The 25,884-nt window shown below is 68.7% G+C and carries 23 protein-coding genes; 9 read left to right on the top strand and 14 right to left on the bottom strand.

Annotated features, from left to right (window positions below):
- Nucleotides 1-200: 200 nt before the first annotated feature.
- The 8 genes from rseP to rpsB all read right to left on the bottom strand — a co-directional run bounded on the left by rseP (nt 201) and on the right by rpsB (nt 7,684).
- Complete coding sequence (gene rseP, locus BDK63_RS07325) at nt 201-1,559, bottom strand: RIP metalloprotease RseP (RefSeq protein WP_183330718.1); 1,359 nt, start codon at nt 1,557-1,559, stop codon at nt 201-203.
- Between the two features lie 41 nt (nt 1,560-1,600).
- Complete coding sequence (ispC, locus tag BDK63_RS07320) at nt 1,601-2,809, bottom strand: 1-deoxy-D-xylulose-5-phosphate reductoisomerase (protein ID WP_183330717.1); 1,209 nt, start codon at nt 2,807-2,809, stop codon at nt 1,601-1,603.
- A 1-nt stretch (nt 2,810) separates the two neighbouring features.
- A complete protein-coding gene (locus BDK63_RS07315; RefSeq protein WP_183330716.1) occupies nt 2,811-3,611 on the bottom strand; it encodes a phosphatidate cytidylyltransferase in 801 nt (266 codons plus the stop codon).
- Nucleotides 3,604-4,389, bottom strand: a complete 786-nt coding sequence (gene uppS, locus BDK63_RS07310; protein ID WP_183330715.1) for a polyprenyl diphosphate synthase — start codon at nt 4,387-4,389, stop codon at nt 3,604-3,606. Before uppS ends, BDK63_RS07315 begins: the two co-directional genes overlap by 8 nt.
- A gap of 61 nt (nt 4,390-4,450) precedes the next feature.
- On the bottom strand, nt 4,451-5,008 hold the full coding sequence (gene frr, locus BDK63_RS07305; protein WP_183330714.1) for a ribosome recycling factor: 558 nt from the start codon (nt 5,006-5,008) through the stop codon (nt 4,451-4,453).
- A 4-nt stretch (nt 5,009-5,012) separates the two neighbouring features.
- On the bottom strand, nt 5,013-5,795 hold the full coding sequence (gene pyrH, locus BDK63_RS07300; protein WP_246385923.1) for a UMP kinase: 783 nt from the start codon (nt 5,793-5,795) through the stop codon (nt 5,013-5,015).
- 112 nt (nt 5,796-5,907) lie between these two features.
- Entirely contained in the window at nt 5,908-6,777 is an 870-nt protein-coding gene (gene tsf, locus BDK63_RS07295) for a translation elongation factor Ts (protein ID WP_183330713.1), read from the bottom strand.
- 166 nt (nt 6,778-6,943) lie between these two features.
- Entirely contained in the window at nt 6,944-7,684 is a 741-nt protein-coding gene (gene rpsB / locus BDK63_RS07290; protein ID WP_183330712.1) for a 30S ribosomal protein S2, read from the bottom strand.
- Between the two features lie 324 nt (nt 7,685-8,008).
- Here rpsB and map point away from each other — a divergent pair, with 324 nt between their 5' ends.
- From map to BDK63_RS07255, 7 genes are all read left to right on the top strand, one after another.
- Nucleotides 8,009-8,800 carry a type I methionyl aminopeptidase gene (gene map / locus BDK63_RS07285; RefSeq protein ID WP_183330711.1) on the top strand — a complete coding sequence of 264 codons (792 nt, stop codon included), beginning with the start codon at nt 8,009-8,011 and terminating at the stop codon, nt 8,798-8,800.
- 5 nt (nt 8,801-8,805) lie between these two features.
- Complete coding sequence (locus tag BDK63_RS07280; RefSeq protein WP_183330710.1) at nt 8,806-11,487, top strand: [protein-PII] uridylyltransferase; 2,682 nt, start codon at nt 8,806-8,808, stop codon at nt 11,485-11,487.
- Nucleotides 11,488-11,816: 329 nt separating this feature from the next.
- The gene (dapC, locus tag BDK63_RS07275; RefSeq protein WP_183330709.1) at nt 11,817-13,016 is read left to right on the top strand and encodes a succinyldiaminopimelate transaminase; all 1,200 of its coding nucleotides are present in this window, start codon (nt 11,817-11,819) and stop codon (nt 13,014-13,016) included.
- On the top strand, nt 13,016-13,360 hold the full coding sequence (locus BDK63_RS07270) for a Spx/MgsR family RNA polymerase-binding regulatory protein (RefSeq protein WP_183330708.1): 345 nt from the start codon (nt 13,016-13,018) through the stop codon (nt 13,358-13,360). Before dapC ends, BDK63_RS07270 begins: the two co-directional genes overlap by 1 nt.
- Nucleotides 13,361-13,403: 43 nt before the next feature.
- Complete coding sequence (gene dapD, locus BDK63_RS07265; protein ID WP_183330707.1) at nt 13,404-14,429, top strand: 2,3,4,5-tetrahydropyridine-2,6-dicarboxylate N-succinyltransferase; 1,026 nt, start codon at nt 13,404-13,406, stop codon at nt 14,427-14,429.
- The gene (gene dapE / locus BDK63_RS07260; RefSeq protein WP_183330706.1) at nt 14,416-15,588 is read left to right on the top strand and encodes a succinyl-diaminopimelate desuccinylase; all 1,173 of its coding nucleotides are present in this window, start codon (nt 14,416-14,418) and stop codon (nt 15,586-15,588) included. The genes dapD and dapE overlap by 14 nt, the downstream gene beginning before the upstream one ends.
- A gap of 7 nt (nt 15,589-15,595) precedes the next feature.
- Complete coding sequence (locus tag BDK63_RS07255; protein WP_183330705.1) at nt 15,596-15,997, top strand: hypothetical protein; 402 nt, start codon at nt 15,596-15,598, stop codon at nt 15,995-15,997.
- A 110-nt stretch (nt 15,998-16,107) separates the two neighbouring features.
- Here the strand turns inward: BDK63_RS07255 and BDK63_RS18645 are convergent, their stop codons facing one another.
- The gene (locus BDK63_RS18645) at nt 16,108-16,572 is read right to left on the bottom strand and encodes a cold-shock protein (RefSeq protein WP_281379243.1); all 465 of its coding nucleotides are present in this window, start codon (nt 16,570-16,572) and stop codon (nt 16,108-16,110) included.
- Between the two features lie 95 nt (nt 16,573-16,667).
- Between BDK63_RS18645 and BDK63_RS07245 the strand changes: the two genes are divergently transcribed.
- Entirely contained in the window at nt 16,668-16,913 is a 246-nt protein-coding gene (locus tag BDK63_RS07245; RefSeq protein WP_183330704.1) for a SlyX family protein, read from the top strand.
- 208 nt (nt 16,914-17,121) lie between these two features.
- Here the strand turns inward: BDK63_RS07245 and trxB are convergent, their stop codons facing one another.
- Complete coding sequence (gene trxB, locus BDK63_RS07240) at nt 17,122-18,072, bottom strand: thioredoxin-disulfide reductase (RefSeq protein WP_183330703.1); 951 nt, start codon at nt 18,070-18,072, stop codon at nt 17,122-17,124.
- A gap of 62 nt (nt 18,073-18,134) precedes the next feature.
- Nucleotides 18,135-18,344 carry a zinc ribbon domain-containing protein gene (locus tag BDK63_RS07235; protein WP_183330702.1) on the bottom strand — a complete coding sequence of 70 codons (210 nt, stop codon included), beginning with the start codon at nt 18,342-18,344 and terminating at the stop codon, nt 18,135-18,137.
- Nucleotides 18,345-18,547: 203 nt separating this feature from the next.
- Between BDK63_RS07235 and acnA the strand changes: the two genes are divergently transcribed.
- Complete coding sequence (gene acnA, locus BDK63_RS07230; protein ID WP_183330701.1) at nt 18,548-21,304, top strand: aconitate hydratase AcnA; 2,757 nt, start codon at nt 18,548-18,550, stop codon at nt 21,302-21,304.
- Between the two features lie 92 nt (nt 21,305-21,396).
- On the opposite strand, the gene BDK63_RS07225 is transcribed toward acnA, so the two are convergent.
- From BDK63_RS07225 to trpS, 3 genes are all read right to left on the bottom strand, one after another.
- Entirely contained in the window at nt 21,397-23,076 is a 1,680-nt protein-coding gene (locus BDK63_RS07225; RefSeq protein WP_183330700.1) for an NAD-dependent malic enzyme, read from the bottom strand.
- A gap of 132 nt (nt 23,077-23,208) precedes the next feature.
- Nucleotides 23,209-24,417 (bottom strand): YeeE/YedE family protein, encoded by a 1,209-nt coding sequence (locus BDK63_RS07220; protein ID WP_183330699.1) that lies wholly within the window; start codon nt 24,415-24,417, stop codon nt 23,209-23,211.
- Nucleotides 24,418-24,610: 193 nt separating this feature from the next.
- Complete coding sequence (gene trpS, locus BDK63_RS07215) at nt 24,611-25,636, bottom strand: tryptophan--tRNA ligase (protein ID WP_183330698.1); 1,026 nt, start codon at nt 25,634-25,636, stop codon at nt 24,611-24,613.
- Between the last annotated feature and the right edge of the window lie 248 nt (nt 25,637-25,884).

Raw genomic sequence — 25,884 nt, 5'->3', positions numbered from 1 at the left:
CACTTGTGCGGCTCGCTGACAAGGCGAAGGCCTCGCGCTGGCCACTGAGGCCGACGGCGAGGGGCGCCGATGACAGGCCGAAGAGGAGGTCCTACGCCAGGGATGGCGTCGGTAGCGCCCAGGGATGGGTTCACAGCGCCTCCTCGCAGGCCTGTCGGAGGATCAGCCCCTCGGGGGCCGCCATCCTCTGTCATGCAGGGTTACCACAGCCGCATCAGATCGAAATAGATCGCCATCAGCATCAGGGTGCCCACCAGCGCCAGGCCGATCCGCAGCCCGATCGCCTGGGCCTGCTCGGAGACCGGCCGGCCGCGCACCACCTCCATGAAATAGTAGAGCAGGTGCCCGCCATCCAGCACCGGGATCGGCAGCAGGTTGAGCACGCCGAGGCTGATCGAGAGGTAGGCCAGAAAGCTGACGAAGCTCTCCAGGCCCGCCCGGGCCGAGTCGCCCGATATCTGGGCGATGGTGATCGGTCCCGAGAGGTTGGAGGGCGAGATCAGCCCCACCAGCATCTTGCGGATGGCATCCAGGGTCAGCAGGGTCATCTCGCCGGTGCGCGACACGGCCTGACCCACGGCGGCCACCGGGCCGTAGCGGATCTCGCGGCGGTACTCCTCGGGCCACTCCACCGGGGCCACCCCGGCACCGATGTAGCCGACGGCCACGCCCTCCTCCAGCTCGTTGCGTCCGGGGGTGATCGCCAGGTCCCGTCGCTCCCCGTCCCGCAGCACCTCCAGCGACAGGGACTCGCCGGGGCTGGCGCGAACGATGTCGACGAAGTGCATCCAGTCGTCCACCGGCGTGCCATTGACCGCGACGACCTCGTCGCCGGGCTGCAGGCCGGCGGCGTCGGCCGCCTCGCCGGGCACCAGCTGGCCCAGCACCGCCGGGAAGGACGGGCGCCAGGGGGTCACGCCCAGGCTCGGCAGCGGCTGGGGCGGGTCCTGGCGTACCAGCCAGTTCTCCACCGGCAGGCGATACGCGCGGGGCTCGGAGGTGGCATCGGCACGGGCCTCGATGGAAAGCTCGCCGCTCATGCCGATGGCCGCCACCAGCTTGAGGTTGATCTCGTCCCAGCCGCGCACCGCCTCGCCGCGCACGGCGACGATCTCCTGACCGGCACGCAGCCCGCCACGCTCGGCGGGCGAGTCCGGTGCCACGCTGCCGATCACCGGCGCCACCGTGGTGGTGCCGGCCACGAACAGCGCCCAGTAGGCGACGATGGCGAGCAGGAAGTTGGCCAGGGGACCGGCGGAGACGATGGCAATGCGCTGCCAGACGCTCTTGCGGTTGAAGGCCTGGTCGAGCTGGTCCTCGGGCACCGGGGCCTCGCGCTCGTCGAGCATCTTCACGTAGCCGCCGAGGGGAATGGCGGCGATGGCGAACTCGGTGCCGTGGCGATCGACGCGGGACCAGATCGGCTTGCCGAAGCCCACCGAGAAGCGCAGCACCCTCACGCCGCAGCGCCGCGCCACCCAGAAGTGGCCATACTCATGGAAGGTGATCAGCAGGCCGAGCACCACGATCACGGCCAGGATGTTCTGGATCAGGCCCAAGTCTGTCTCCTCTGGGTGTCTCGCACGATAGGGTCGGCGCCTCAGCGCCGCGCCAGCCACTCACGGGCGGCGTGGCGGGCCCGGGCATCGGCCTCCAGGATGGTCTCGAGGTCATCGGCGGCCTCCACCGGCCGGCCGTCACGCACTCGTTCCACCAGGTCGGCGATGCCGGTGAAGCCGAGCCGGCCGGCAAGGAAGGCCTCCACGGCCACCTCGTTGGCGGCGTTCAGCACCGCCGGCGCCGTGCCGCCCGCCGCCATGGCCTCCCGGGCCAGCCGCAGGCAGGGGAAGGCCACTTCATCGGGCGCCTCGAAGTCGAGCCGCGCGACCCGGAAGAGGTCGAGAGGCTCGACTCCCGCGGCGATGCGCTCGGGCCAGGCCAGGCCATAGGCGATGGGCGTGCGCATGTCGGGATTGCCCAGCTGGGCGATCACCGACCCGTCGCTGTAGGCCGCCATGGAGTGAATCACGCTCTGGGGGTGCACCACCACCTGCACCTGGTCGGGATGGGCGTCGAACAGCCAGCAGGCCTCGATCAGCTCCAGCCCCTTGTTCATCAGGGTGGCGCTGTCCACCGAGATCTTGCGGCCCATGGACCAGTTGGGGTGGGCGCAGGCCTGCTCCGGCGTCACCCGGGCGAGACGATCCGCGCTCCAGCCCCGGAAGGGGCCGCCGGAGGCGGTCAGCAGCAGCCGGGTCACGCCATGGCGGGCGAGCCCGCCGCGATGCTCCACGGGTAGACACTGGTAGATGGCATTGTGTTCGGAATCGATGGGCAGCAGGGTCGTGCCGCTTCGCTTCACCGCCTCCATGAACAGTGCCCCGGACATCACCAAGGCCTCCTTGTTGGCCAACAGCACCCGCTTGCCGGCCCGCACCGCGGCGAGCGTGGGCAGCAGCCCGGCGGCACCGACGATCGCCGCCATCACCGCATCGACCTCGGGGGCCTCGGCCACCTCGACCAGCGCCTCGGGCCCGGCCCCGACCTCGGTGGCCAGCCCGGCCTCGGCCAGCCGCGCCCGCAGCCAGGCGGCGTCGGCCTCGTCGCCGAGCACCGCCACCGCGGGCCGGTGGCGACGGCACAGCGCGAGGAGCGCCTCGCGGGAACGGTGGGCGGTCAGGGCGTGGACCCGGTAGCGCTCGGGATGACGGGCGATGACGTCCAGGGTGCTGGTGCCGATGGAGCCGGTGGCCCCCAGCACCGTGACGGCCTGGCAGGCGGGCGCCGGGGCCTCGCGGGAAGCAACCATGCTAGAGCACCCCGAGGGCGATCAGGGCGAAGAGCGGCAGCGCCGCGGTCAGGCTGTCGATGCGGTCCAGCACGCCGCCATGGCCGGGCAGCAGCGCGCTGGAATCCTTGATGCCGCGGTAGCGCTTGAGCATGCTCTCGAGCAGGTCGCCCAGCACCGAGACCAGGGTCACCACCAGGGTCGCCAGCACCAGCGACAGGCCGCCTGACGTCCCCAGCCCCTGCCAGGTGGCGAACAGCACGGCCAGCAGGGCGGTGGCGACCAGCCCCCCGGCCACGCCCTCCCAGCTCTTGCCGGGACTCACCTTCGGCGCCAGCTTGCGCCGGCCGAAGGCACGGCCGGCGAAATAGGCACCGATGTCGGCACACCACACCAGCAGCAGCACGAAGAGCAGCCAGACGGCACCGGTGTCACGCAGCACGACGAGGCCCACCCAGGCGGGCAGCAGCACCCACAGGCCCATGGCCAGGCGGCGGGAGGGCGACTGCCACTGGCGCCCCCGCGCCGGATAGTGGACCACCCAGTAGAGGTTGGCCAGCCAGCCGATGACCCCCAGCCACAGCGGCCAGGCGGCCAGGGCCGCCCCGCTGAGCCACAGCATGAGCATGGCCAGGGCCAGCACGCCCACCAGCAGCAGGCGGTGGTCGTGCCGGCGGATGCCGGCCAGGTTGGTCCATTCCCAGCCGGCCAGCAGCACGATGGCCGCGGTGAAGAGCGCGAAGGCACCCCCCGACAGGCCGAACAGGCCGGCCAGCATCAGCGGAGCCAGCCAGGCCGCGGTGATGATCCGCTGTCTAAGCACCTTGCGCCTCGATCTGTTCGTCGGTCATGCCGAAGCGGCGCTGCCGGCGCTGGAAGTCGGCCAGCGCCTGGTCGAACGCCTCGGCATCGAAGTCGGGCCACAGCCGTGGCGTGAAGTGGAGCTCGGCATAGGCCAGCTCCCAGAGCAGGAAGTTGGAGATGCGCTGCTCGCCGCTGGTGCGGATGCACAGGTCCACCGGGGCCACGCCGGCCAGGCAGAGCTGTCCCGCCAGGGCCTGCTCGTCGATCGCCGAGGGCGCCAGCTCCCCCGCGGCGACCCGCTCGGCCAGCCGCCGGGCGGCCCGGGCGATGTCCCATTGCCCGCCGTAGTTGGCGGCGATCACCAGGTGCATGCGGGTATTGTCGCGGGTCTTCTCCTCGGCGCGAGCGATGTAGCGCTGGATCGAGTCGGAGAAGGCGGTGCGGTCGCCGATCACCGAGAGGCGAATGCCGTTGTCATGGAGCTTTCTGACCTCGCGCTTGAGCGCCAGCAGGAAGAGCTCCATCAGCGCGCTCACCTCGGCCTTGGGGCGCTTCCAGTTCTCGCTGGAGAAGGCGAACAGGGTCAGGGTCTCGATGCCGCGCTCGGCGGCACGGCGGATGGTGGCCCGCACCGCCTCGACGCCGGCATGGTGGCCGCGCACGCCTGACAACCCCCGGGCACGCGCCCAGCGGTTGTTGCCATCCATGATGATCGCCACGTGGCGTGGCAGCGCGCCCCCCGGGGTGGCGGCGGTGCCATCCGTGGCGCCGGGGTCAGGAGATTGCGGTGACGTCATGGTGTCTCGCATGGGGAGTGTGCCGGGGCATGCCCCGCCGATGCGGCGGGGCGCGCCATCCTCAGACCTGCATCAGGTCGTGTTCCTTGGATTCCAGCGCCTTGTCGATCTCGGCAATGTACTTGTCGGTCAGCTTCTGGATCGCGTCCTCGCCCTGGTGCTGCTCGTCCTCGGTGATTTCCTTTTCCTTGAGCAGTGCCTTGATGTCGCCGTTGGCGTCGCGGCGCACGTTGCGCACCGCCACCCGGGCGTGCTCGGCCTCGGCGCGGGCCTGCTTGATGTAGCCCTTGCGCGTCTCCTCGGTGAGCATCGGCATCGGCACGCGGATGTTGTTGCCGGCGGTCGAGGGGTTCAGGCCGAGGTCCGAGGTCATGATGGCCTTCTCGATCTTGGGCACCATGTTCTGCTCCCAGGGCACCACGGAGAGCGTGCGCGCATCCTCGGTGTTGATGTTCGCCACCTGGTTCAGCGGGACCTGGCTGCCGTAGTAGTCCACGGTCACCGAGTCCAGGATGCTGGAGTGGGCGCGCCCGGTACGGATCTTGTTGAAGTTGCCATGAAGGGCCTCGAGGCTCTTCTTCATGCGGGCTTCCGCATCCTTCTTGATGTCATTGATCACGTTATCAACCTCTGTCTATCAGCGTGCCTTCCTCGCCGCCCACCACCAGATTGAGCAGGGCGCCCGGCTTGTTCATGTTGAAGACGCGGACCGGCATGTCATGGTCCCGCACCAGGCAGATGGCGGTCAAATCCATGACGCCCAGCTTCTGGTCCAGGGCATCGTCATAGCTGAGCTGGTCGTACTTGACCGCGTCGCTGTGCTTGACCGGGTCCTTGTCGTAGACCCCGTCCACCTTGGTGGCCTTGACCACCACGTCGGCATCGATCTCGATGCCGCGCAGGCAGGCCGCCGAGTCGGTGGTGAAGAAGGGGTTGCCGGTGCCGGCCGAGAACAATACCACGTCACCGGAGGTGAGGTAGCGGATGGCCGTCCGGCGGTCATAGTGCTCCACCACGCCACTCATGGGAATCGCCGACATCACCCGCGAGCGGATGTTGGAGCGCTCCAGGGCATCGCGCATGGCCAGGGCGTTCATCACCGTGGCCAGCATGCCCATGTGGTCGCCGGTGACCCGATCCATGCCGGCCTCGTGCAGGGCGGCCCCGCGGAACAGGTTGCCCCCGCCGACCACGATGCCGACCTGGACGCCGATGCCGACCAGCTGGCCGATCTCCAGCGCCAGGCGATCCAGCACCTTCGGGTCGATGCCGAACTCGGCATCGCCGGTCAGCGCCTCGCCGGAGAGCTTGAGCAGGATCCGCTTGTACTTCGACTTCTCCGTGCGGGGCTTGTCGGCCCTGGCGGGGCGCTCGAGCGGCAGATCGGCATGGTCGGATGTGGGCATGGCATCTCTCCTGGGGCGTCAGCAGTGGGCACAGCGGTGGCCGGAGGCACCGGCCGGATACGCGAAGGCGTGCGCGGGTGCGCACGCCATCGTTTTTCGGGAACGTCTGACCTCAGCTACGCTTGGCCTGTTCCATCACTTCCTTGGCGAAGTCGACCTCTTCCTTCTCGATGCCCTCGCCCACCTCGAAGCGAGTGAAGCCGAGGACCTCGCCGCCGGCGGCCTTGACGAACTCGGCCACGGACTGGTCCGGGTTCTTGACGAAGGGCTGCTCGGTCAGGCTGTTCTCGGCCAGGTACTTCTTCAGGCGGCCCTGGACCATCTTCTCGGCGATGTTCTCGGGCTTGCCGGCCATGTCGGGCTGGGCGAGGATGATGTCCTTCTCCTGGTCCAGCTGCTCCTGGGGCATGTCCTCGGGGCGGGCCACGGCCGGGTTGATGGCCGCGACGTGCATGGCGACGTCCTTGGCCACCTCGGCGTTGCCGCCCTTGAGCACGGTCAGCACACCGATGCGGCCGCCGTGGACGTACTCGCCCACCAGGCCACCCTCGGCGGCCTCGACGACGACGCTGCGACGCACGCCGATGTTCTCGCCGATCTTCTGGACCAGCTGCTCGCGGGCCACCTCGAGGTCACCGGCCATGACGGCGGCCACGTCCTCGCTCTTGGCGGCGAAGAAGGCGTCGGCGATCTTGTCGGCGAAGGCCTTGAAGTTGTCGTCGCGGGCGACGAAGTCGGTCTCGGAGTTGATCTCGACCATCACGCCGTAGCTGCCGTCCTCGGCCACGCGAGTGACGACGGTGCCTTCGGCGGCGGTGCGGCCGGCCTTCTTGGCGGCCTTGAGGCCGGAGCTCTTGCGCAGGTTCTCGATGGCGACGTCGATGTCACCGCCGGCCTCGGTGAGGGCCTTCTTGCACTCCATCATGCCGAGCCCGGTACGCTCGCGAAGTTCCTTGACCTGGGAGGCGCTGATAGCTGCCATGGGGTTCACCTCTGAATGACTCGTGAAGTGGGAGCCGGACCCTCGGTGGGAGAGTCCGGCGAATTCGGAGAAGAAAGGGGGCCGCGGCCCCCTTTGGTCCGACCGGCTGCCGTGGCGCCGACCGCTGCAACAGCGGCCAGCGTGGCGCCGGCCGGACGGGCCGCGATCACTCGGCGGCCGCGTCGCTCTGGGTCTCTTCGGTGACCTCGACGAACTCGTCGGGACGACCTTCCTTCGCACGGGCACAGGCGTCGGCGATGGCCTTGACGTAGATCTGGATGGCGCGGATGGAGTCATCGTTGCCGGGGATCACGTAGTCGACGCCGTCCGGGTCGGAGTTGGTATCCACCACGCCGATGACCGGGATGCCCAGCTTGTTCGCCTCGTTGATGGCGATGCGCTCGTGGTCGACGTCGATCACGAACAGTGCGTCGGGCAGGCCACCCATCTCCTTGATGCCACCCACGGACCGCTCGAGCTTGGCCTGCTCGCGGGTCGCCATCAGCACTTCCTTCTTGGTCAGCTTCTCGAAGGTGCCGTCCTGGTGCATGGCCTCGAGCTCACCGAGGCGCTTGATGGAAACGCGGATGGTCTTGTAGTTGGTCAGCATGCCGCCCAGCCAGCGGTGGTTGACGAACGGCTGACCGACGCGGGTGGCCTCTTCCTTGATGATCTTGCTCGCGCTGCGCTTGGTGCCGACGAACATGATCTTGTTGTTGGCCGCCGCCATCTTCTCGACCACGTCGATCGCCTCGTTGAGGGCCGGCAGGGTGTGCTCGAGGTTGATGATGTGGATCTTGTTGCGGGCGCCGAAGATGAACTTGCTCATCTTCGGGTTCCAGTACTTGGTCTGGTGACCGAAGTGAGCACCTGCCTTCAGCAGGTCACGCATATTGACGTGTGCCATGGATGACTCCTGGAAAATCGGGTTAGGCCTCCACGCACCCCATGGATCCGACCGCCGGGACATCGAAAGATGACCACGACAGCACCCGGGACCATGTGCCGGTGCATGTGTGTTTTCAAGGCGTTGCTTTGCGTTGCGCCATCGCAGTCGCTCCTCTCCGACACGGCGGGACAGCTCGGCTGGCCGGCGTGGCTGACACGGAGGGTTCAGCGATTGCAGGAAGGCGCGCAGCTTTATACCATGGATCGACCCCGAGATGAAGTCGCCCGCTCCTGTCCACGCCTGTCGACGCCTGGGCGACCCCACCCCAGAATCCGAGATTCCATGAACGTACCCATCAAGACGCCCGACGAGATCGAGAAGATGCGTGAGGCGGGCCGTCAGGCCGCCAGCGTGCTGGAGATGATCACTCCCCATGTGACGGCCGGCGTCAGCACCGGCAGGCTCGACCGGCTCTGCCACGACTACATCGTCGACGAGCTGGGTTCCACCCCGGCCCCCCTCGACTACCACGGCTTCCCCAAGTCGATCTGCACCTCCATCAACCACGTGGTCTGCCACGGCATTCCCGATGACGCCAAGAATCTCAGGAACGGCGACATCATGAACATCGACATCACCGTGAAGACCGCCGACGGCTACCACGGCGACTCCAGCGTGATGTTCGTGATCGGCGAGAGCATCCAGGGAGAGCGGCTGTGCCGGGTCACCCAGGAGTGCCTCTACCGCAGCATCGCCCTGATCCGCCCCGGGGCCCGCCTCTCCGAACTGGCGCGGGCCATCCAGTCCCACGCCGAGGAGAACGGCTACTCGGTGGTGCGCGACTTCTGCGGCCACGGCATCGGCGCCACCTTCCACGAGGAGCCGCAGATCCTCCACTACGACGGCTATGCCCCCGAGGCGGACATCGAGCTCGCCGCCGGCATGTGCTTCACCATCGAGCCGATGATCAACGTCGGCGGCTACAAGACCAAGGTGCTGCGCGACGGCTGGACCGCGGTGACGCGCGACAAGAGCCTGTCGGCCCAGTGGGAGCACACCCTGCTGGTCACCGAGACCGGCGTCGAGGTACTGACCGCGAGGGGCGACGAAGACCTCTCCTTCCTCGAGCGCTGAGCGCCATGCTGCTCCACCACTACCGTTTCGCCCCGGACGCGTCGCTGTTCGACGTCGACCGCTTCCGCGGCGAACTGACCGGCAGCCGCTCGCCCATCGCCCCCTTCAAGGCGGCCCTGCGCGAGATCCAGTCCCGGCTCGACGAGCGCTTCCGTGCCGGCGCCGACATCCGCGACCTGATCCACGGCCGCGCCTGGTGCCTGGACCGGCTGCTGACGGTGGCCTGGGAGCAGCACGAGTGGCCCGACGGCGGCGTGGCGCTGCTGGCGGTGGGCGGCTACGGTCGCGGCGAGCTGCACCCCCACTCTGACGTGGACCTGCTGCTGCTGCTCGAGCGCGATGATGATGAACCCTACCGGGAAGCCCTGACCGCCTTTATCACCTTCCTGTGGGACATCGGCCTGGAGATCGGCCACAGCGTCAGGTCGCTCGCCGACTGCGAGCGCGAGGCCGCCGCGGACGTCACGGTGATCACCAACCTGCTGGAGAGCCGCACCATCGCCGGCCCCGAACGGCTGCGCGAGGCGATGCAGGCGCGCCTGGCCACCGACCACCTGTGGCCCGCCGACCGCTTCTTCGAGGCCAAGTGGCAGGAGCAGATCAGCCGCCACCACCGCCACAACAACTCCGAGTACCACCTGGAGCCCAACATCAAGAGCTCCCCCGGGGGACTGCGCGACATCCAGATGATCGGCTGGGTGGCCAAGCGCCACTTCGGCAGCGAGCGCTACGAGGACCTGGTCGCCACCGGCTTCATGAACGATCCCGAGCTGCGCATCCTCAGCCAGGGCCAGGCCTTCCTGTGGCAGGTCCGCTACGCCCTGCACATGCTGACCGGCCGTGCCGAGGATCGCCTGCTGTTCGACCACCAGCGCACCATCGCCGAGCTGTTCGGCTTCCGCGACACCCCCGAGCGCCTGGCCGTCGAGCAGTTCATGAAGCGCTACTACCGCCACGTCACGGCCCTGGCCGGCCTCAACGACATGCTGCTGCAGCACTTCGACGAGGCGATCCTCCACGCCGGCGAGGCGCTGGAGACGGTGCCGATCAACGACCGCTTCGAGATCAAGGGCGGCTACATCCAGGCCCGCTCGCGCAGCGTGTTCCGCGACCGCCCCGCGGCGCTGCTCGAGCTCTTCCTGCTGATGGCCGAGCACCCCGAGATCGAGGGGGTACGCGCCGACACCATCCGCCTGATCCGCGACCACCGCCACCTGATCGACGACCTCTATCGCGACGACGTCCGCCACCAGAGCCTGTTCATGGCGCTGCTGCGCTCCGGCGGCAACGTGGCGCGCCAGCTCAGGCGCATGAACCGCTACGGGGTGCTCGGCAAGTACCTGCCGGAGTTCGGCCGCGCGGTGGGCCTGATGCAGCACGACCTCTTCCATATCTACACGGTGGACGCCCATACCCTGCGGCTGCTGAAGTTCATCCACGGCTTCCGCAAGCCCGAGGCCCGGGACGAGTTCCCGGTGGCCGCCAACCTGATCCACCAGCTGCCCAAGCTGGAGCTGCTGTGGATCGCCGGGCTCTACCACGACATCGGCAAGGGCCGCGGCGGCGACCACTCCACGATCGGCGCCCGGGACGTGGAGGGCTTCGCCGAACGCCACGGGCTCTCGCCCCGCGATACCCGCCTGGTGAGCTGGCTGGTGGAGCACCACCTGACCATGTCGATGATCGCCCAGAAGCGCGACATCACCGATCCCGACGTGATCGCCGATTTCGCCCGCCTGGTCGGCGACGAGACACGCCTCGACTACCTCTACGTGCTGACCGTGGCCGACATCAACGCCACCAACCCGACGCTGTGGAACGGGTGGCGCGCCTCGCTGCTGCGCCAGCTGCACGCCGAGACCAAGCGCGCCCTGCGCCGCGGCCTGGAGAACCCCCTGGAGCGCGACGACTGGGTGCAGGAGACCCGCGGCGAGGCGCTGTCGCTGCTGGCGGCGGTCGGCGCCGAGATGGCGCGGGTGGAGCGCCTCTGGGAGTCCCTCGGCGAGGAGTACTTCCTGCAGTATGCGCCCAGCGAGATCGCCTGGCAGACCCAGGGCATTCTCGCCCATGGCGATTCGCAGCTGCCGCTGATCCTGATCAGCGCGCCGGCCGAGGACATGGCCGAGGGCGGCACCAAGGTCTTCATCCACACCCGCTCGGTGGATGACCTCTTCGCCGCCACCGCCGCGGCCCTCGACCAGCTCGGGCTCTCCATCCACGACGCCCGCATCGCCACCTCCAGCAACGACTGGACGCTCAACACCTTCATCGTGCTGGACGACCAGGGCCAGGCGATCCGCGACCCGGCCCGCCTCGAGGAGATCAACGCCCACCTGGTGGAGGAGCTCGACGACCCGGACGACTACCCCCAGATCGTCACCCGCCACACCCCGCGCCAGCTGCGCCACTTCAAGGTGCCCACCGAGGTCATCATCGAGCAGGACCCGGCCAACGAGCGCACCCTGCTGGAGCTGATCGCCCCCGACCGCCCCGGCCTGCTCGCCCGGGTGGGGCGCATCTTCATGGAACAGGACATCGCCCTCTCCGCGGCCAAGATCGCCACCCTGGGCGAGAAGGTGGAGGACGTCTTCTTCATCACCGACAAGGCCGGCCGGCCCCTCACCGACCCCGAGCGCCAGGCGCGCCTGCGCGAGCGGCTGGTGGAGGTGCTGGATGTCTCCGGCTAGGCACGAGACGGCAGAGTAGCGAGGAGCACCGGGGACAGATCATTCGCACTACCTGATAGCGAGAGGCGCCGGGGACAGGTCGTAGAGGGGGTCCTACGCCAGGGATGGCGTCGGTAGCGTACAGGGACGTATTCACAGCGCCCCCTCATAGACCTGTCGCCGGAACAGCCTTGAGCGATGCTGCCATTTGCATCACCCCCGGTCATGGCTTCACGTTTGAGGCCTTCTGCGGCCTTCCCTATAATCGAGCCCCTTCCGACCACGTCTCACGACAACGACTCACATGACGACGCCCGAGGCCACGGCCGGCGAGGCGCGCCTGGACACCCATGAACCCCGATCTCGACGCCCTCAAGCCCTACCCCTTCGAGAAGCTCGCCGCCCTCAAGGCCGGCGTGACGCCCCCCGAGGGGCTGGCCCATGTGCCGCTGACCATCGGCGAACCCCAGCACGCCCCCTATCCGGCCGCGCTGGCCACCCTGGTCGACCACCAGGCCGAGTTCGCCCGCTACCCGGCCACCGCCGGGCTTCCCGAGCTGCGCGCCGCCATCGCCGACTGGGCGACCCGGCGCTTCGGCCTCGAGGGGCTCGACCCCGACCGCCAGGTGCTGCCGGTGAACGGCACCCGGGAGGCGATCTTCGCCTTCGTCCAGGCGGCGCTGGACCGCACGCGCCCGGCCCGGGTGGCGGTGCCCAACCCCTTCTACCAGATCTACGAGGGCGCCACCCTGCTGGCCGGCGGCGAGCCCCTCTATCTGGACTGCAGCGCCGGGAACGGCTTTCGGCCCGACTTCGACGCCGTGCCCGCCGAGACCTGGCGCGAGGTGCAGATCGTCTTCCTCTGCTCGCCGGGCAACCCCACCGGCGCGGTGACGCCCCTGGCCGAGTTCGAGAAGCTGATCGCACTGGCCGACGAGCATGACTTCCTCATCGCCTCGGACGAGTGCTACTCGGAGCTCTACCTGGACGAGGCCGCCCCGCCGCCGGGGCTGCTCGAGGCCTGCGCGGCACTCGGCCGCCACGACTACCGGCGCTGCCTGGTGTTCCACTCGCTCTCCAAGCGCTCCAACCTGCCGGGGCTGCGCTCCGGCTTCGTGGCCGGCGACGCCGAGCTGATCGCCCCCTTCAAGCGCTACCGCACCTACCACGGCTGCGCCATGGCCCTGCCGGTGCAGCGCGCCTCGATCACCGCCTGGAGCGACGAGGCCCACGTGCGCGCCAATCGCGACGCCTACCGCGAGAAGTTCGCCGCGGCCACCGAGATCCTCGCCCCGGTGATGGACTTCCCCGTGCCTGAGGCGAGCTTCTACCTGTGGCCGGCGGTGCCCGGCGGCGACGACGAGGCCTTCACCCGGGCGCTCTACGCCGAGGAGCACGTCAGCGTGCTGCCGGGCAGCTACATGGGCCGGGTGGGCGCCGGCGGCGTGAACCCCGGCGCCGGGCGGCTGCGCCTGGCGCTGGTCGCCGAGGTCGAGGCCACCGTGGAAGCGGCACGGCGCATCCGTCGTTTCATCGAGAGGAGCCAGTGATGCTGACCCTGTACGTGATCAAGAACTGCGACACCTGCCGAAAGGCGCGCAAGGCGCTGGACGGCAAGGGCATCCCCTACCAGGTCCACGACCTGCGCGAGGATGGCCTCTCGGCCCCGCTGCTCGAGCATATCCTCCACCGCGTCCCGCTGGTGGAGGCACTCAACAAGCGCAGCACCACCTGGCGCAACCTCCCCGAGGAGGAGAAGCAGGAGGTGGATGCCAACAGGGCCCGGGAGCTGCTGCTCGCCAACCCCACCCTGCTCAAGCGCCCGCTGCTCGAGATCGATGACGAGATCCGCGTCGGCTACCGCGACGGCGACTACGACGACCTTCAGGGCTGACGCCACGGCGCGGCCCACGACCCCACACGACGAGGACACCCCCATGCTGAGCTTTGCACTCGGAATCGGCACCCAGAACACCCAGGGCGACTGGCTGGAGATCTACTACCCGGCGCCCCTGCTCTCCCCCGACGCCAGCCTGACCGAGGCGGCGGCCAGGGTGCTGGACGCCCCGGCGGGCAATGCCGCCGTCAGCTTCCTGCCCGAGCAGTGCGGCGACCTGGCGGCCGCCCTGCGCGAGGCCGGCCACCCGCAGCAGGCCGAGCTGGCCGAGTCGCTGGCGGCCAGCCAGCGCCCGCTGGTGGCCATGTTCCTGGCCGATGACAGCGCGCCGCAGTCGGCCCCGGAGGTCTACCTCAAGCTGCACCTGCTCTCCCACCGGCTGGTCAGGCCCCACGGCCTGGACCTCACCGGCATGTTCGGCCTGCTGCGCAACGTGGCCTGGACCAGCGAGGGCGCCATCGACATCGAGGAGCTGCCGGCTCGCCGCCTGAAGGCCCGCCTGGCCGGCCGCCCCCTCTCGGTGGACTGCGTCGACAAGTTCCCCAAGATGACCGACTACGTGGTGCCCGGCGGCGTGCGCATCGCCGACACCGCCCGGGTGCGCCTGGGCGCCTACCTGGGCGAGGGCACCACCGTGATGCACGAGGGCTTCGTCAACTTCAACGCCGGCACCGAGGGCCCCGGCATGATCGAGGGCCGCATCTCCGCCGGCGTGATGGTCGGCAAGGGCTCCGACCTGGGCGGCGGCTGCTCCACCATGGGCACCCTCTCCGGCGGCGGCAACATCGTCATCAAGGTGGGCGAGGGCTGCCTGATCGGCGCCAACGCCGGTATCGGCATCCCGCTGGGCGACCGCTGCACCGTGGAGGCAGGCCTCTACCTCACCGCCGGCGCCAAGGTCACCCTGCTCGACGACCAGGGCCAGGAAGTCCGCACCGTGGCCGCCCGGGAGCTGGCCGGCCAGGATGACCTGCTGCTGCGTCGCAACTCCCAGAACGGCCGCATCGAGTGCCTGACCAACAAGAGCGCCATCGCGCTCAACGAGGCACTGCATGCCCACAACTGATCCGGCCGGCCTCTCCCCCACCCTGCAGCTCGCCTTCGAGCTGCTCCGGCGTCCCTCGGTGACGCCGGACGACCTGGGCTGCCAGGCGCTGATGATCGAGCGCCTCGCGGCGCTCGGCTTCCACGTGGAGCGGCTGCCCTTCGGCGACGTTGAGAACTTCTGGGCCACCCGCGGCCACCACGGCCCCCTGCTGGCCTTCGCCGGCCACACCGACGTGGTGCCCAGCGGGCCCCACACCCGCTGGGACTTCCCGCCCTTCGAGCCCTGCATCGACGATGAGGGCATGCTCCGGGGCCGCGGCGCCGCCGACATGAAGGGCAGCCTGGCGGCCATGATCACCGCCGTGGAGCGCTTCGTGGCGGCCCACCCGGACCATCACGGCCAGATCGGCTTTTTGATCACCTCCGACGAGGAGGGCCCCGCGGTGGACGGCACCCGCGCGGTGGTCGAGCACCTGCGCGAGCGCCACGAGCGCCTCGACTACTGCATCGTCGGCGAGCCCTCCTCCACGGCCCGGCTGGGCGACGTGATCAAGAACGGGCGCCGCGGCTCCCTGGGCGGGGTACTGCACATCAGGGGGGTGCAGGGCCACGTGGCCTACCCGCACCTGGCACGCAACCCCATCCACCAGGCGATGCCCGCCCTGGATGCCCTGACCCGGGAGCACTGGGACGCCGGTAACGCCTTCTTCCCGGCCACCAGTTTCCAGGTCTCCAATATCCGCGCCGGCACCGGCGCCACCAACGTGATCCCGGGCGAGGTGGAGGTGGTGTTCAACTTCCGCTTCTCCACCGAGGTGACCCACGAGCAGCTGAAGCAGCGCACCGAGGCGATCCTCGACGCCCATGGTCTCGAGTACCACCTGGACTGGACCCTCAACGGCGAGCCCTTCCTCACCGCCGAGGGCGAGCTGGTGGAGGCCGCCGTCGCCGGCGTGGAGCAGGTGACCGGGCACCGGCCGGAGCTGTCGACCTCTGGGGGCACGTCAGACGGCCGCTTCATCGCCACCCTGGGCAGCCAGGTCGTGGAGCTCGGGCCCCTCAACGCCACCATCCACCAGGTCAACGAGCGCATCCGTGCCGATGATCTGGACGTGCTGAGCCGGGTCTACGAGGCGATCCTCACCCACCTGTTCGCCAACGGCAGCGCCCGACCCTGAGGCCCCCATGACACCCGAGAGCCCACCGACCTACCCCGATATCGAGATCTACCTGGCCAAGGCCCCCCTGGAGGCGCTGAGCGAGTGGCTCGCCGCCGCCATCGGCGCCGAGCCCCTGGCGCCCGCCGGCAAGGGCAAGTGGCGCACCCGCGGGCGCCTGGAAGGCCATGAGATCCCGGTGCTGCTGGTGGAGAAGGCCGCCGACGGCTTCGCCAGCCTGTGGTTCGACAGCCCCGCGACGCCCTGGGAGAGCGACCAGACCTGCGCCCACGCCGCCGCCACGACGCTGGGCTGCGAGGTGCGCTGCTCGCTGGGCGGCTGGCAGCCCGGCGACGACCCGGACCGCTTCCTGCGAGTGCTGCCCGACGGCAGCGAGGCCGAGATCCACTGGCCCGACTCGGGCCACTGAGCGGTCATTCCGCGACTGCAGGCCCCACAACGACAGCGCCCCGCACGATGGCGGGGCGCTACGAATGTTGATGAGCGAGAAGCTGCCGAGCGATGGCCCGGCGTTTCGATTCAAGTGATCACGGTGACGTCGTCGGCCTGAAGCCCGCGCTCATTCTCGATGACGTGGTAGCGCACCTTCTGCCCCTCGGCCAGGGTGCGATGACCGCGGCCGCGGATGGCACGGAAGTGCACGAAGACATCCTCGCCGCTGTCACGGGTGATGAAGCCATAGCCCTTGTTGACGTTGAACCACTTCACCTCGCCGATCTCGCGATCGTCGTTCTCCACCTCGGCCAGGTTGACCAGCTGCGGGGTGAGCACGTTGACCGCCAGGGTGGCGACCAGCAACAGCAGGAAGACCGCCAGCGCCGCGGCCACGTAGACCACGGCGATGCCACCGATCTCGAGGCTCTCGAACAGCGCCTCCGACAGGGCGCCACCCGCCAGGTGGATGAACAGGGCAATCAGCAACGGAGCCGGTGCGGCGAGCAGCAGGCTGACCAGACTACAGCGAAACACGACCTTTCGATTCATGGACTCGAGTGACTCTCTTGTTGGGGTGAAAGGAAGGAATGGAACATCATGAAGGTGCCACGATGAACGGCGACACACAGCGTGCAGATTCTAGCATGGGCGCGGAACAGGCGTCCGCCGACCTGGCGACGCGGCTGGAGGCCCTGGAGAGCCGACTCGCCTACCAGGAGCACTGGCTGGACACCCTGGACGAGGCCGTGGCCACCCAGGAGCGGCGACTCGCCCGGCTGGAGCGCATCAACGACCTGATGCAGGAGAAGATTCGCGAGCAGCAGCGGGCGCTGCAGGAGGGAGAGGCGACGGCGCCCGGCCCCGCGGACGAGGTGCCGCCGCATTACTAGCGCCGAGCGCCAAGCGCCAAGCGCCAAGCGCCAAGCGCCAAGCGCCAAGCGCCAAGCGCCAAGCGCCGCAGGATGATGTCATCGTCTCGTCGAGCGTAAAAGAAACAACCCACCGGACTCGGCTTCCGGTGGATTTGTTATTGGCAATCCAGACACCTGCTGCCCGTCACCGAGCAACTTGGCGCTTGTAGCTCGGTGCTTGGCGCTGTCAGAGCTCGTCCAGGTAGCGCTCGGCGTCCAGCGCGGCCATGCAGCCGCTGCCGGCGGAGGTGATGGCCTGGCGGTAGACATGGTCCATGACGTCGCCGGCGGCGAACACGCCCGGCACGCTGGTGGCGGTGGCATTGCCGTCGAGGCCGGACTTCACCCGGATGTAGCCCCCGCTCATCTCCAGCTGCCCCTCGAAGATGCCGGTGTTGGGGCTGTGGCCGATGGCGATGAACACGCCCGGCGCGGCCAGCTCCTTGCTCTCCCCGGTCTCGGTGGACCTGAGCCGCACCCCGGTCACCCCGGTGTTGTCGCCCAGCACCTCGTCCAGGGTGTGGTTCCACTCCAGCACCACGTTGCCGTTCTCGGCCTTCTCGAACAGCTTGTCCTGGAGGATCTTCTCGGCGCGCAGGCTGTCCCGGCGGTGCACCAGGGTCACCTTCGAGGCGATGTTGGAGAGGTAGAGCGCCTCCTCCACGGCGGTATTGCCGCCGCCCACCACCACCACCTCCTGGTTGCGGTAGAAGAAGCCGTCGCAGGTGGCGCAGGCCGAGACCCCCTGGCCCATGAACTTCTGCTCCGATTCCAGCCCCAGGTAGCGGGCGCTGGCGCCGGTGGCGATGATCAGTGCGTCGCAGGTGTAGGTGCCGTTGTCGCCCTTGAGGGTGAAGGGCCGCTGGCGCAGCTCCACCTCGTGGATGTGGTCGAAGAGCACCTCGGTATCGAAGCGCTCGGCGTGGCGCTTCATGCGCTCCATCAGCTCCGGCCCCTGCACGCCGGCATCGTCCCCCGGCCAGTTGTCCACGTCGGTGGTGGTGGTCAGCTGGCCGCCCGCCTGCATCCCGGTGATCAGCAGCGGCTTCAGGTTGGCACGGGCCGCATAGACGGCGGCGGTGTAACCGGCCGGGCCGGAACCGAGGATGATCAGGCGTTCGTGACGCGCGTCGCTCATGGAAGAAACCTCATGGCAGTCGGATGGGTAAGTGGCGCCATTGTAGCAGCCAAGGCGGGCTCCTAGAGCACCTCGTCGTCGCGTCCCAGGGTCACCGTCAGCGACTCCGGGTCGGCGGGGTCTGCATCGATGCGTACCTGGATCGGGGCACAGCAGACGTGGCAGTCCTCCCAGGTGAGCTGGCTGCCCTGGGAGGGGTCCAGCAGCAGGTCGAAGGGGGCATCGCAGTAGGGGCAGCGCACCCGTCGCGGGCTCAACGACTCTTCATGCATGGGGCCTCCATGGCCGTCGCCGGCCTGTCATGGGGGTGTGCCAGGGTATGGCAGGGAATAGCGTGCCGCTGCGCAAGAAGATGGCGCCCCGGCGCCGCCATTTCAAGCACGCCGGGGAGCAGCGCTTGAAAAGCCCGCCTATCATGACCATGTCCCATGGAGACAAGGAAGGTTCGTTCACTCTCCGCGACGAGGAGGACACGATGAGCACCGAGACTACCCCCGATACCCTGCAGACCCTGGAAGCCGGCGGTCGCACCTACCACTACCACAGCCTGCCCGCGGCGGCCGAGGCGCTGGGCAGCATCGAGCGGCTGCCCAAGACGCTCAAGATCCTGCTCGAGAACCAGCTGCGCTTCGCCGATGACGAGAGCGTCGCCCGGGAGGACATGCAGGCGCTGGTGGACTGGCAGCGGGAGGCGCGCTCCGACCGCGAGATCGGCTATCGCCCGGCCCGGGTGCTGATGCAGGACTTCACCGGGGTGCCCGGTGTCGTCGATCTGGCCTCCATGCGGGCGGCGGTGGAGCGCCTCGGCGAGGACCCGGCCCGCATCAACCCGCTCTCGCCGGTGGACCTGGTCATCGACCACTCGGTGATGGTCGACAAGTTCGGCAATGCCTCGGCCTTCAAGGACAACGTCGCCATCGAGATGGAGCGCAACCGCGAGCGCTACGAGTTCCTGCGCTGGGGCCAGCAGGCCTTCGACAACTTCCGCGTGGTGCCGCCGGGCACTGGCATCTGCCACCAGGTCAACCTGGAGTACCTGGGCCAGACGGTCTGGACGAAGGAAGAGGACGGCAGGACCCTGGCCTATCCCGACACCCTGGTGGGTACCGACTCCCACACCACCATGATCAACGGCCTGGGCGTGCTCGGCTGGGGCGTGGGCGGCATCGAGGCCGAGGCCGCCATGCTCGGCCAGCCGGTCTCCATGCTGATCCCCGAGGTGATCGGCTTCAAGCTCACCGGCAAGCTGCGCGAGGGCATCACCGCCACCGATCTGGTTCTGACGGTGACCGAGATGCTGCGCAAGAAGGGCGTGGTGGGCAAGTTCGTCGAGTTCTACGGCGACGGCCTCGAGGACCTGCCGCTGGCCGACCGGGCCACCATCGCCAACATGGCCCCCGAGTACGGCGCCACCTGCGGCTTCTTCCCGGTGGACGAGGAGACCCTCAACTACCTGCGCCTGACCGGCCGCGACGACGCCCAAGTGGCCCTGGTGGAGGCCTACAGCAAGGCCCAGGGCCTGTGGCGCGAGGCCGGTGACGAGCCGGTGTTCAGCGATACCCTGCATCTCGACATGGGCGAGGTCGAGGCCAGCCTGGCGGGCCCCAAGCGGCCCCAGGACCGCGTCGCCCTGGGCGACATGCGGGCCGCCTTCGAGAAGGTCATGGAAGACGACGGCAAGCCGCTCTCCTCCACCGAGCGCACCGTGGAGAAGGGCAAGCTGATGTCCGAGGGCGGCCAGACCGCGGTAGGCGTCGAACGCAGCTATGAGCACGCCGACAGCCAGGCCGTGGACCTGGACGGCAAGCAGTTCCAGCTCGACCCGGGGGCGGTGGTGATCGCCGCCATCACCTCCTGCACCAACACCTCCAACCCCAGCGTGATGATGGCGGCCGGCCTGGTGGCCCGCAAGGCCCTGGAGAAGGGGCTGTCGACCCAGCCTTGGGTGAAGACCTCCCTGGCACCGGGCTCCAAGGTGGTGACCGACTACCTCAACGCCGGCGGCTTCAGCGAGGACCTCGACGCCCTCGGGTTCCAGCTGGTCGGCTACGGCTGCACCACCTGCATCGGCAACTCCGGTCCGCTGCCCGACCCCATCGAGCAGGCGATCGAGGCCGCCGACCTCACCGTGGCCTCGGTGCTCTCCGGCAACCGCAACTTCGAGGGCCGCGTCCACCCGCTGGTCAAGACCAACTGGCTGGCCTCGCCGCCGCTGGTGGTGGCCTACGCCCTGGCCGGCAACGTGCGCTGCGACCTGACGAAGGACCCCATCGGCACCGGCAAGGACGGCGAGCCGGTCTACCTCAAGGACATCTGGCCCAGCCAGGCGGAGATCGCCGAGGCGGTGGCCAAGGTCGATACCCAGATGTTCTCGAAGGAGTACGCCGAGGTGTTCGACGGCGACGACGTCTGGAAGGCCATCGACGTGCCGCAGAGCAAGGTCTACGAATGGTCCGAGGCCTCCACCTACATCCAGCACCCGCCCTTCTTCGAGGGCATGGGGCGGAAGCCGGACGCCATCGAGGACGTGAAGGAGGCTCGGATCCTGGCGATGCTCGGCGACTCGGTGACCACCGACCACATCTCGCCGGCCGGCAGCATCAAGCCCGACAGCCCCGCCGGTCGCTACCTGCAGGAGCGCGGCGTCAAGCCGGTGGACTTCAACTCCTACGGGTCGCGGCGCGGCAACCACGAGATCATGATGCGCGGCACCTTCGCCAACGTGCGCATCAAGAACGAGATGCTCGATGGCGTGGTGGGCGGCGAGACCCGCCACGTGCCCTCCGGCGAGCAGATGGCGATCTACGACGCCGCCATGCGCTACCAGGAAGAGGGCACGCCGCTGGTGGTTGTCGCCGGCAAGGAGTACGGCACCGGCTCCAGCCGCGACTGGGCCGCCAAGGGCACCCGCCTGCTCGGGGTGCGCGCGGTGATCGCCGAGTCCTACGAGCGCATCCACCGCTCCAACCTGATCGGCATGGGCGTGGTACCGCTGCAGTTCCCCGAGGGGGAGAGCCGCCAGACCCTGGGCCTGACCGGCGACGAGCAGATCTCCATCGAGGGGCTCGGTGAGCTCTCCCCGGGCGGCCAGGTGAAGGTCACCGTCAAAAGCGACAAGGGCGAGAAGCGCATCGACGCCCTGTGCCGCATCGACACCGCCAACGAGCTGGAGTACTACCGCCACGGCGGCATCCTCCACTATGTGCTGCGCAAGATGATCGGGGCGGCCTAGGATCGCCGATATCGCCTTGAGCCGCGGCTACGTAAACCAGAAAGGCCCTGCCGGGTGTCCCGGCAGGGCCTTTATCGTGGCGGTGTCGCGACTCAGAACGAACGGCGGCGGTAGCACCGGTATTCCGGCGTCCAGCAGTTGCGCTCGATGGCGGCGCGCAGCTTGATCCCGTCGGTCTTCAGCGCCATGCCCTCGCCCTGGGCCTGGGCCGCCACGTCGAAGGCGATGGCCTTGGAGAGCTCACGGATCTTCGAGAGCGGCGGCAGCAGCGCCCCCTCGCCCTCCTTGACGATGGGCGCCTCACGGGCCAGCGCGCGGGAGGCCGCCATCAGCATGTCGTCGGTGACCCGCTTCGCGCCGGAGGCCACCACCCCCAGCCCGATGCCGGGGAAGATGTAGGAGTTGTTGCACTGGGCGATGGGGATGGTGCGCCCCGCGTGCTCCACCGGCGGGAAGGGGCTGCCGGTGGCCACCAGGGCCGCGCCATCGGTCCAGCGGATCACGTCCGCGGGCAGCGCCTCGGCCTGGGAGGTGGGGTTGGAGAGCGGCATGATCACCGGCATCTCGCAGCCGGCGTGCATGGTGCGCACCACCTCCTCGGTGAAGATGCCCGGCCGCCCGCAGACGCCGATCAGCACCGTGGGCTGGATCCGGCGAACCGTCTCCACCAGGTCCTGCCCCTGCCAGCCCTCGGTCAGGGCCGGGTCATGGGCCAGCCGGAACTGGAAGTCGCGCAGCCAGGCCTGGTCGCTGGTGACCAGCCCCTCGCGATCGACCATGTAGACCCGGGCCCGGGCCTCCTTCTCGGCCAGCCCCTCGGCCTGCATGGCGACCACCACCTGCTCGGCGATGCCGCAGCCGGCGGAGCCCGCGCCGACGAACACCACCCGCTGCTGGCCGATGCCCTCGTCGCGGGCCTGGCAGGCGGCCATCAGGGTGCCCACCACCACCGAGGCGGTCCCCTGGACGTCGTCGTTGAAGCAGCACAGCTCGTCGCGATAGCGGGTCAGCAGCGGTACCGCATTGGCCTGGGCGAAGTCCTCGAACTGCAGCAGCACGCTGGGCCAGCGACGCTTCACCGCCCTGATGAACTGCTCCAGGAAGGCGTCGTACTCCTCCTGGGAGATGCGCTCGTGCCGCCACCCCATGTACATGGGGTCGTCGAGCAGCGCCGGGTTGTTGGTGCCCACGTCGAGCATGATCGGCAGGGTGTAGGCCGGGCTGATGCCGCCACAGGCGGTATAGAGGGCCAGCTTGCCGATGGGGATACCCATGCCGCCGATGCCCTGGTCGCCGAGGCCCAGGATGCGCTCGCCATCGGTCACCACGATCACCTTGACCTGGTCCTTGGTGGCGCTGCGCAGGATGTCATCCATGCGGTCGCGATCCGGGTAGGCGATGAACAGGCCGCGGTGGTTGCGGTAGATGTTGGAGAACTCCTGGCACGCCTTGCCCACCGTGGGGGTATAGATGATCGGCAGCATCTCCTCGAGGTGCTCCGAGACCAGGCGGAAGTAGAGGGTCTCGTTGTCGTCCTGGATGGCGCGCAGGTAGATGTGCTTGTCCAGGTCGTTCTGGCACTGGCGATACTGGCGGTAGGCCCGCTCCGCCTGCTCCTCGATGGTTTCCACGTTCTGGGGCAGCAGGCCGATCAGGTTGAACTCGATGCGCTCCTCACGGGTGAAGGCGCTGCCCTTGTTGAGCAGCGGCATCTCCAGCAGCGGAGGGCCGGCATAGGGGATATAGAGGGGACGCTTGGTGTCGGTGGTCATCTCTGCTCTCGATGCGGTGACTGGAACGGGCCGTTGACGCTCTCCGGGCGCCTTGGACTTCACTCTACCATGCCCTAAACAGCCGCGCCCCGGCCGGGGCCGGGGCGCGGATTCACGCTGAGCTCACTGCGTTCAGCAGCCCTTGGCGGTGGGCAGCCGGCCCGCCTCGCCCTCGAAGAAGAAGGGCCGCAGCCTCACGCCGAGCATGTTGCCGGCGAAGGCGGCGATGAGCCAGACCCAGCCGTGCAGGCTGCCCGAGGCGATGCCGCCGAAGTAGGCGCCGATGTTGCAGCCGAAGGCCAGGCGGGCGCCGTAGCCAAGCATGATGCCGCCGATCACCGCCGCCAGCAACGAGCGCGCCGGGATCCGGAAGTTGGGGGCGAACTTGCCGGCCAGGGACGCCGCCACCAGGGCACCGACCATGATGCCGACGTTCATCACCGTGGTGATGTCACTCCACACACTGGCCTGCAGGGCAGAGGCATTCCAGCTCGCCTGCCAGTAGCCCCACTGGCTGACGTCTCCCCCCAGCGCCTCGAAGCCCTTGGCCCCCCACAGGGCGAAGGCGGAGGTGATGCCCCAGGGACGGCCGGCCAGGGCCAGGGTGGCAAAGTTGAGCACCGCCAGGGCCACGGCACCGAACAGCAACGGCCAGGGGCCGGTCAGCCAGCGGCGGTTGCCGGCATCGATCACCGGCGCCCGCTCCAGCCGGCCGTGACGGCGCTTCTCCATCACCACGGTGAAGGCGGCGATGGCGGCGAACAGCACCAGGCTCACGGCGATGCCGCCGCCGGCACCGAACTCCCTGACCAGTGACACCGGCTGGAAGGCGGGCAGGCTCTGCCACCAGCTGAAGTGGGCGGTACCGATCACCGAGCCGACGATGAAGAACAGCAGGGTGATCAGCATCCGCGCGTTGCCGCCCCCGGCGGTGAACAGGGTGCCGGAGCCGCAGCCCCCGCCCAGCTGCATGCCGACGCCGAACAGGAAGGCGCCGAACACCACCGAGACGCCGATGGGCGCCACGTAGCCATACACGGCCTGGCCGAACAGGCTGCCGGACGAGAGCGCCGGGAAGAACAGCAGCACCGCGATGGCCAGCATCACCATCTGGGCGCGCAGGCCGCGGCCGCGACGCTCGGTGATGAAGACCCGCCAGGCAGCGGTGAAGCCGAAGGCGGCATGGTAGAGGACCATGCCCAGCAGGCCGCCGACCAGCATCAGGGCACCGAGGCGGGCACCGAAGGCGCTGCCGACCAGCAGCGCGGCGGCGACCAGGCCGGCGCCGGCCAGCACCGGCAGGGAGAGTCGGGATCGTTGCGTCAGGGCGAGTTCACTCATGGCGTGCTCTCTCGAAGTCGTCAGGGGCGGGGAGCCCGGATGACCGGCCATGGTAACGACCCCGAAAAAGCACGTAAAAGCATTTAAATGAAAGAATCAATAACTGAAAGAAATAAGCGATCCTGCTCCCTCGCCCCAACGGCGACGGGCGCCCGAAGGCGCCCGCCACCACGACCCGGCACGGGGCCGCGCCTCAGACGAAGCGGCCCAGGCCGGCCGCTTGCCGCAGACGGTCCATGAAGGGCGCGGCCTCGGCGCGGGCTCGCTCCGCCCCCTTCTGCAGCACCGCCTCGATATGGCCGGGATCCTCCATCAGCGCCTGGTAGCGCTCGCGGGGCTCGCGGAGCTGCTCGTTGAGGGTCTCGAAGAGGCGGTTCTTGGCCTCGCCCCAGCCGATGCCATTGCGGTACTCATCGCGCATCGCGGCGGTCGCGTCCGGGCCGGAGAAGGCAGAGAAGATCTGGAACAGGGTGCAGGTATCCGGGTCCTTGGGCTCGCCGGGCTCAAGCGAGTTGGTCTTGATCTTGCGCACCAGCTTGAGCAGCTTCTTCTCCGAGACGAACAGCGGGATGGTGTTGTTGTAGCTCTTGGACATCTTGCGCCCGTCCAGGCCATTGAGCACCGCCACGTTGTCGTCGACCACCGCCTCGGGCTGGGTGAAGTAGTTGCCCTTGTAGAGGTGGTTGAAGCGCCCCGCGATGTCCCGGGCCATCTCGATGTGCTGGATCTGGTCGCGCCCCACCGGCACCTTGTGGGCGTTGAACATCAGGATATCGGCAGCCATCAGCACCGGGTAGCCGAACAGCCCCATGGTGATGCCCTTGTCCGGGTCCTGGTTGCCGGCGGCCTCGTTCTCGGCCACGGCCGCCTTGTAGGCGTGGGCACGGTTCATCAGCCCCTTGGCGCAGACGCAGGAGAGCATCCAGGTGAGCTCGGGGATCTCCGGCACGTCGGACTGGCGATAGAAGATGGCGTTGTCGGTATCCAGGCCCAGCGCCAGCCAGGTGGCAGCGATCTCCAGGCGCGACTCCTGGACCCGCCGCGGGTCCTGGCACTTGATCAGCGCATGCAGGTCGGCGAGGAAGTAGTAGGACTGGACGCTGGGGTCCTGGCTCGCGGCGATGGCGGGCTTGATGGCCCCCACGTAGTTGCCCAGGTGGGGGGTGCCGGTGGTGGTGATACCGGTGAGAACGCGGGTCTTCTCGGAAGCTGCACTCATGGGGAAAGCGGACTCTGCTGTTCGGAAATGGCCGCTATGGTAACGCGAGGCCCCGGTCAAGGCGACCGGGGCGGTCTGGATGACACCTGCACCAAGGGGACCTGATCCGCGGCTTTTCCGGCGACAGGCCTCCGAGGAGGCGCTGTGAACCCCTATATGGTCTCCTCCCGGCTTGCAAGGCTCCGTTCATCGATGCAGGTACAGGTTGCTGCCATATATCCGGCCTGTGTATGAGGCGCTGATTGCTG

The sequence above is a fragment of the Halomonas campaniensis genome (assembly GCF_014193375.1).
In the GTDB taxonomy this organism is placed as follows: Bacteria; Pseudomonadota; Gammaproteobacteria; order Pseudomonadales; family Halomonadaceae; genus Halomonas; species Halomonas campaniensis.
The sequence above is the reverse complement of the archived record's forward strand: the minus strand, read 5'-3'. Positions and strand labels throughout refer to the sequence as shown.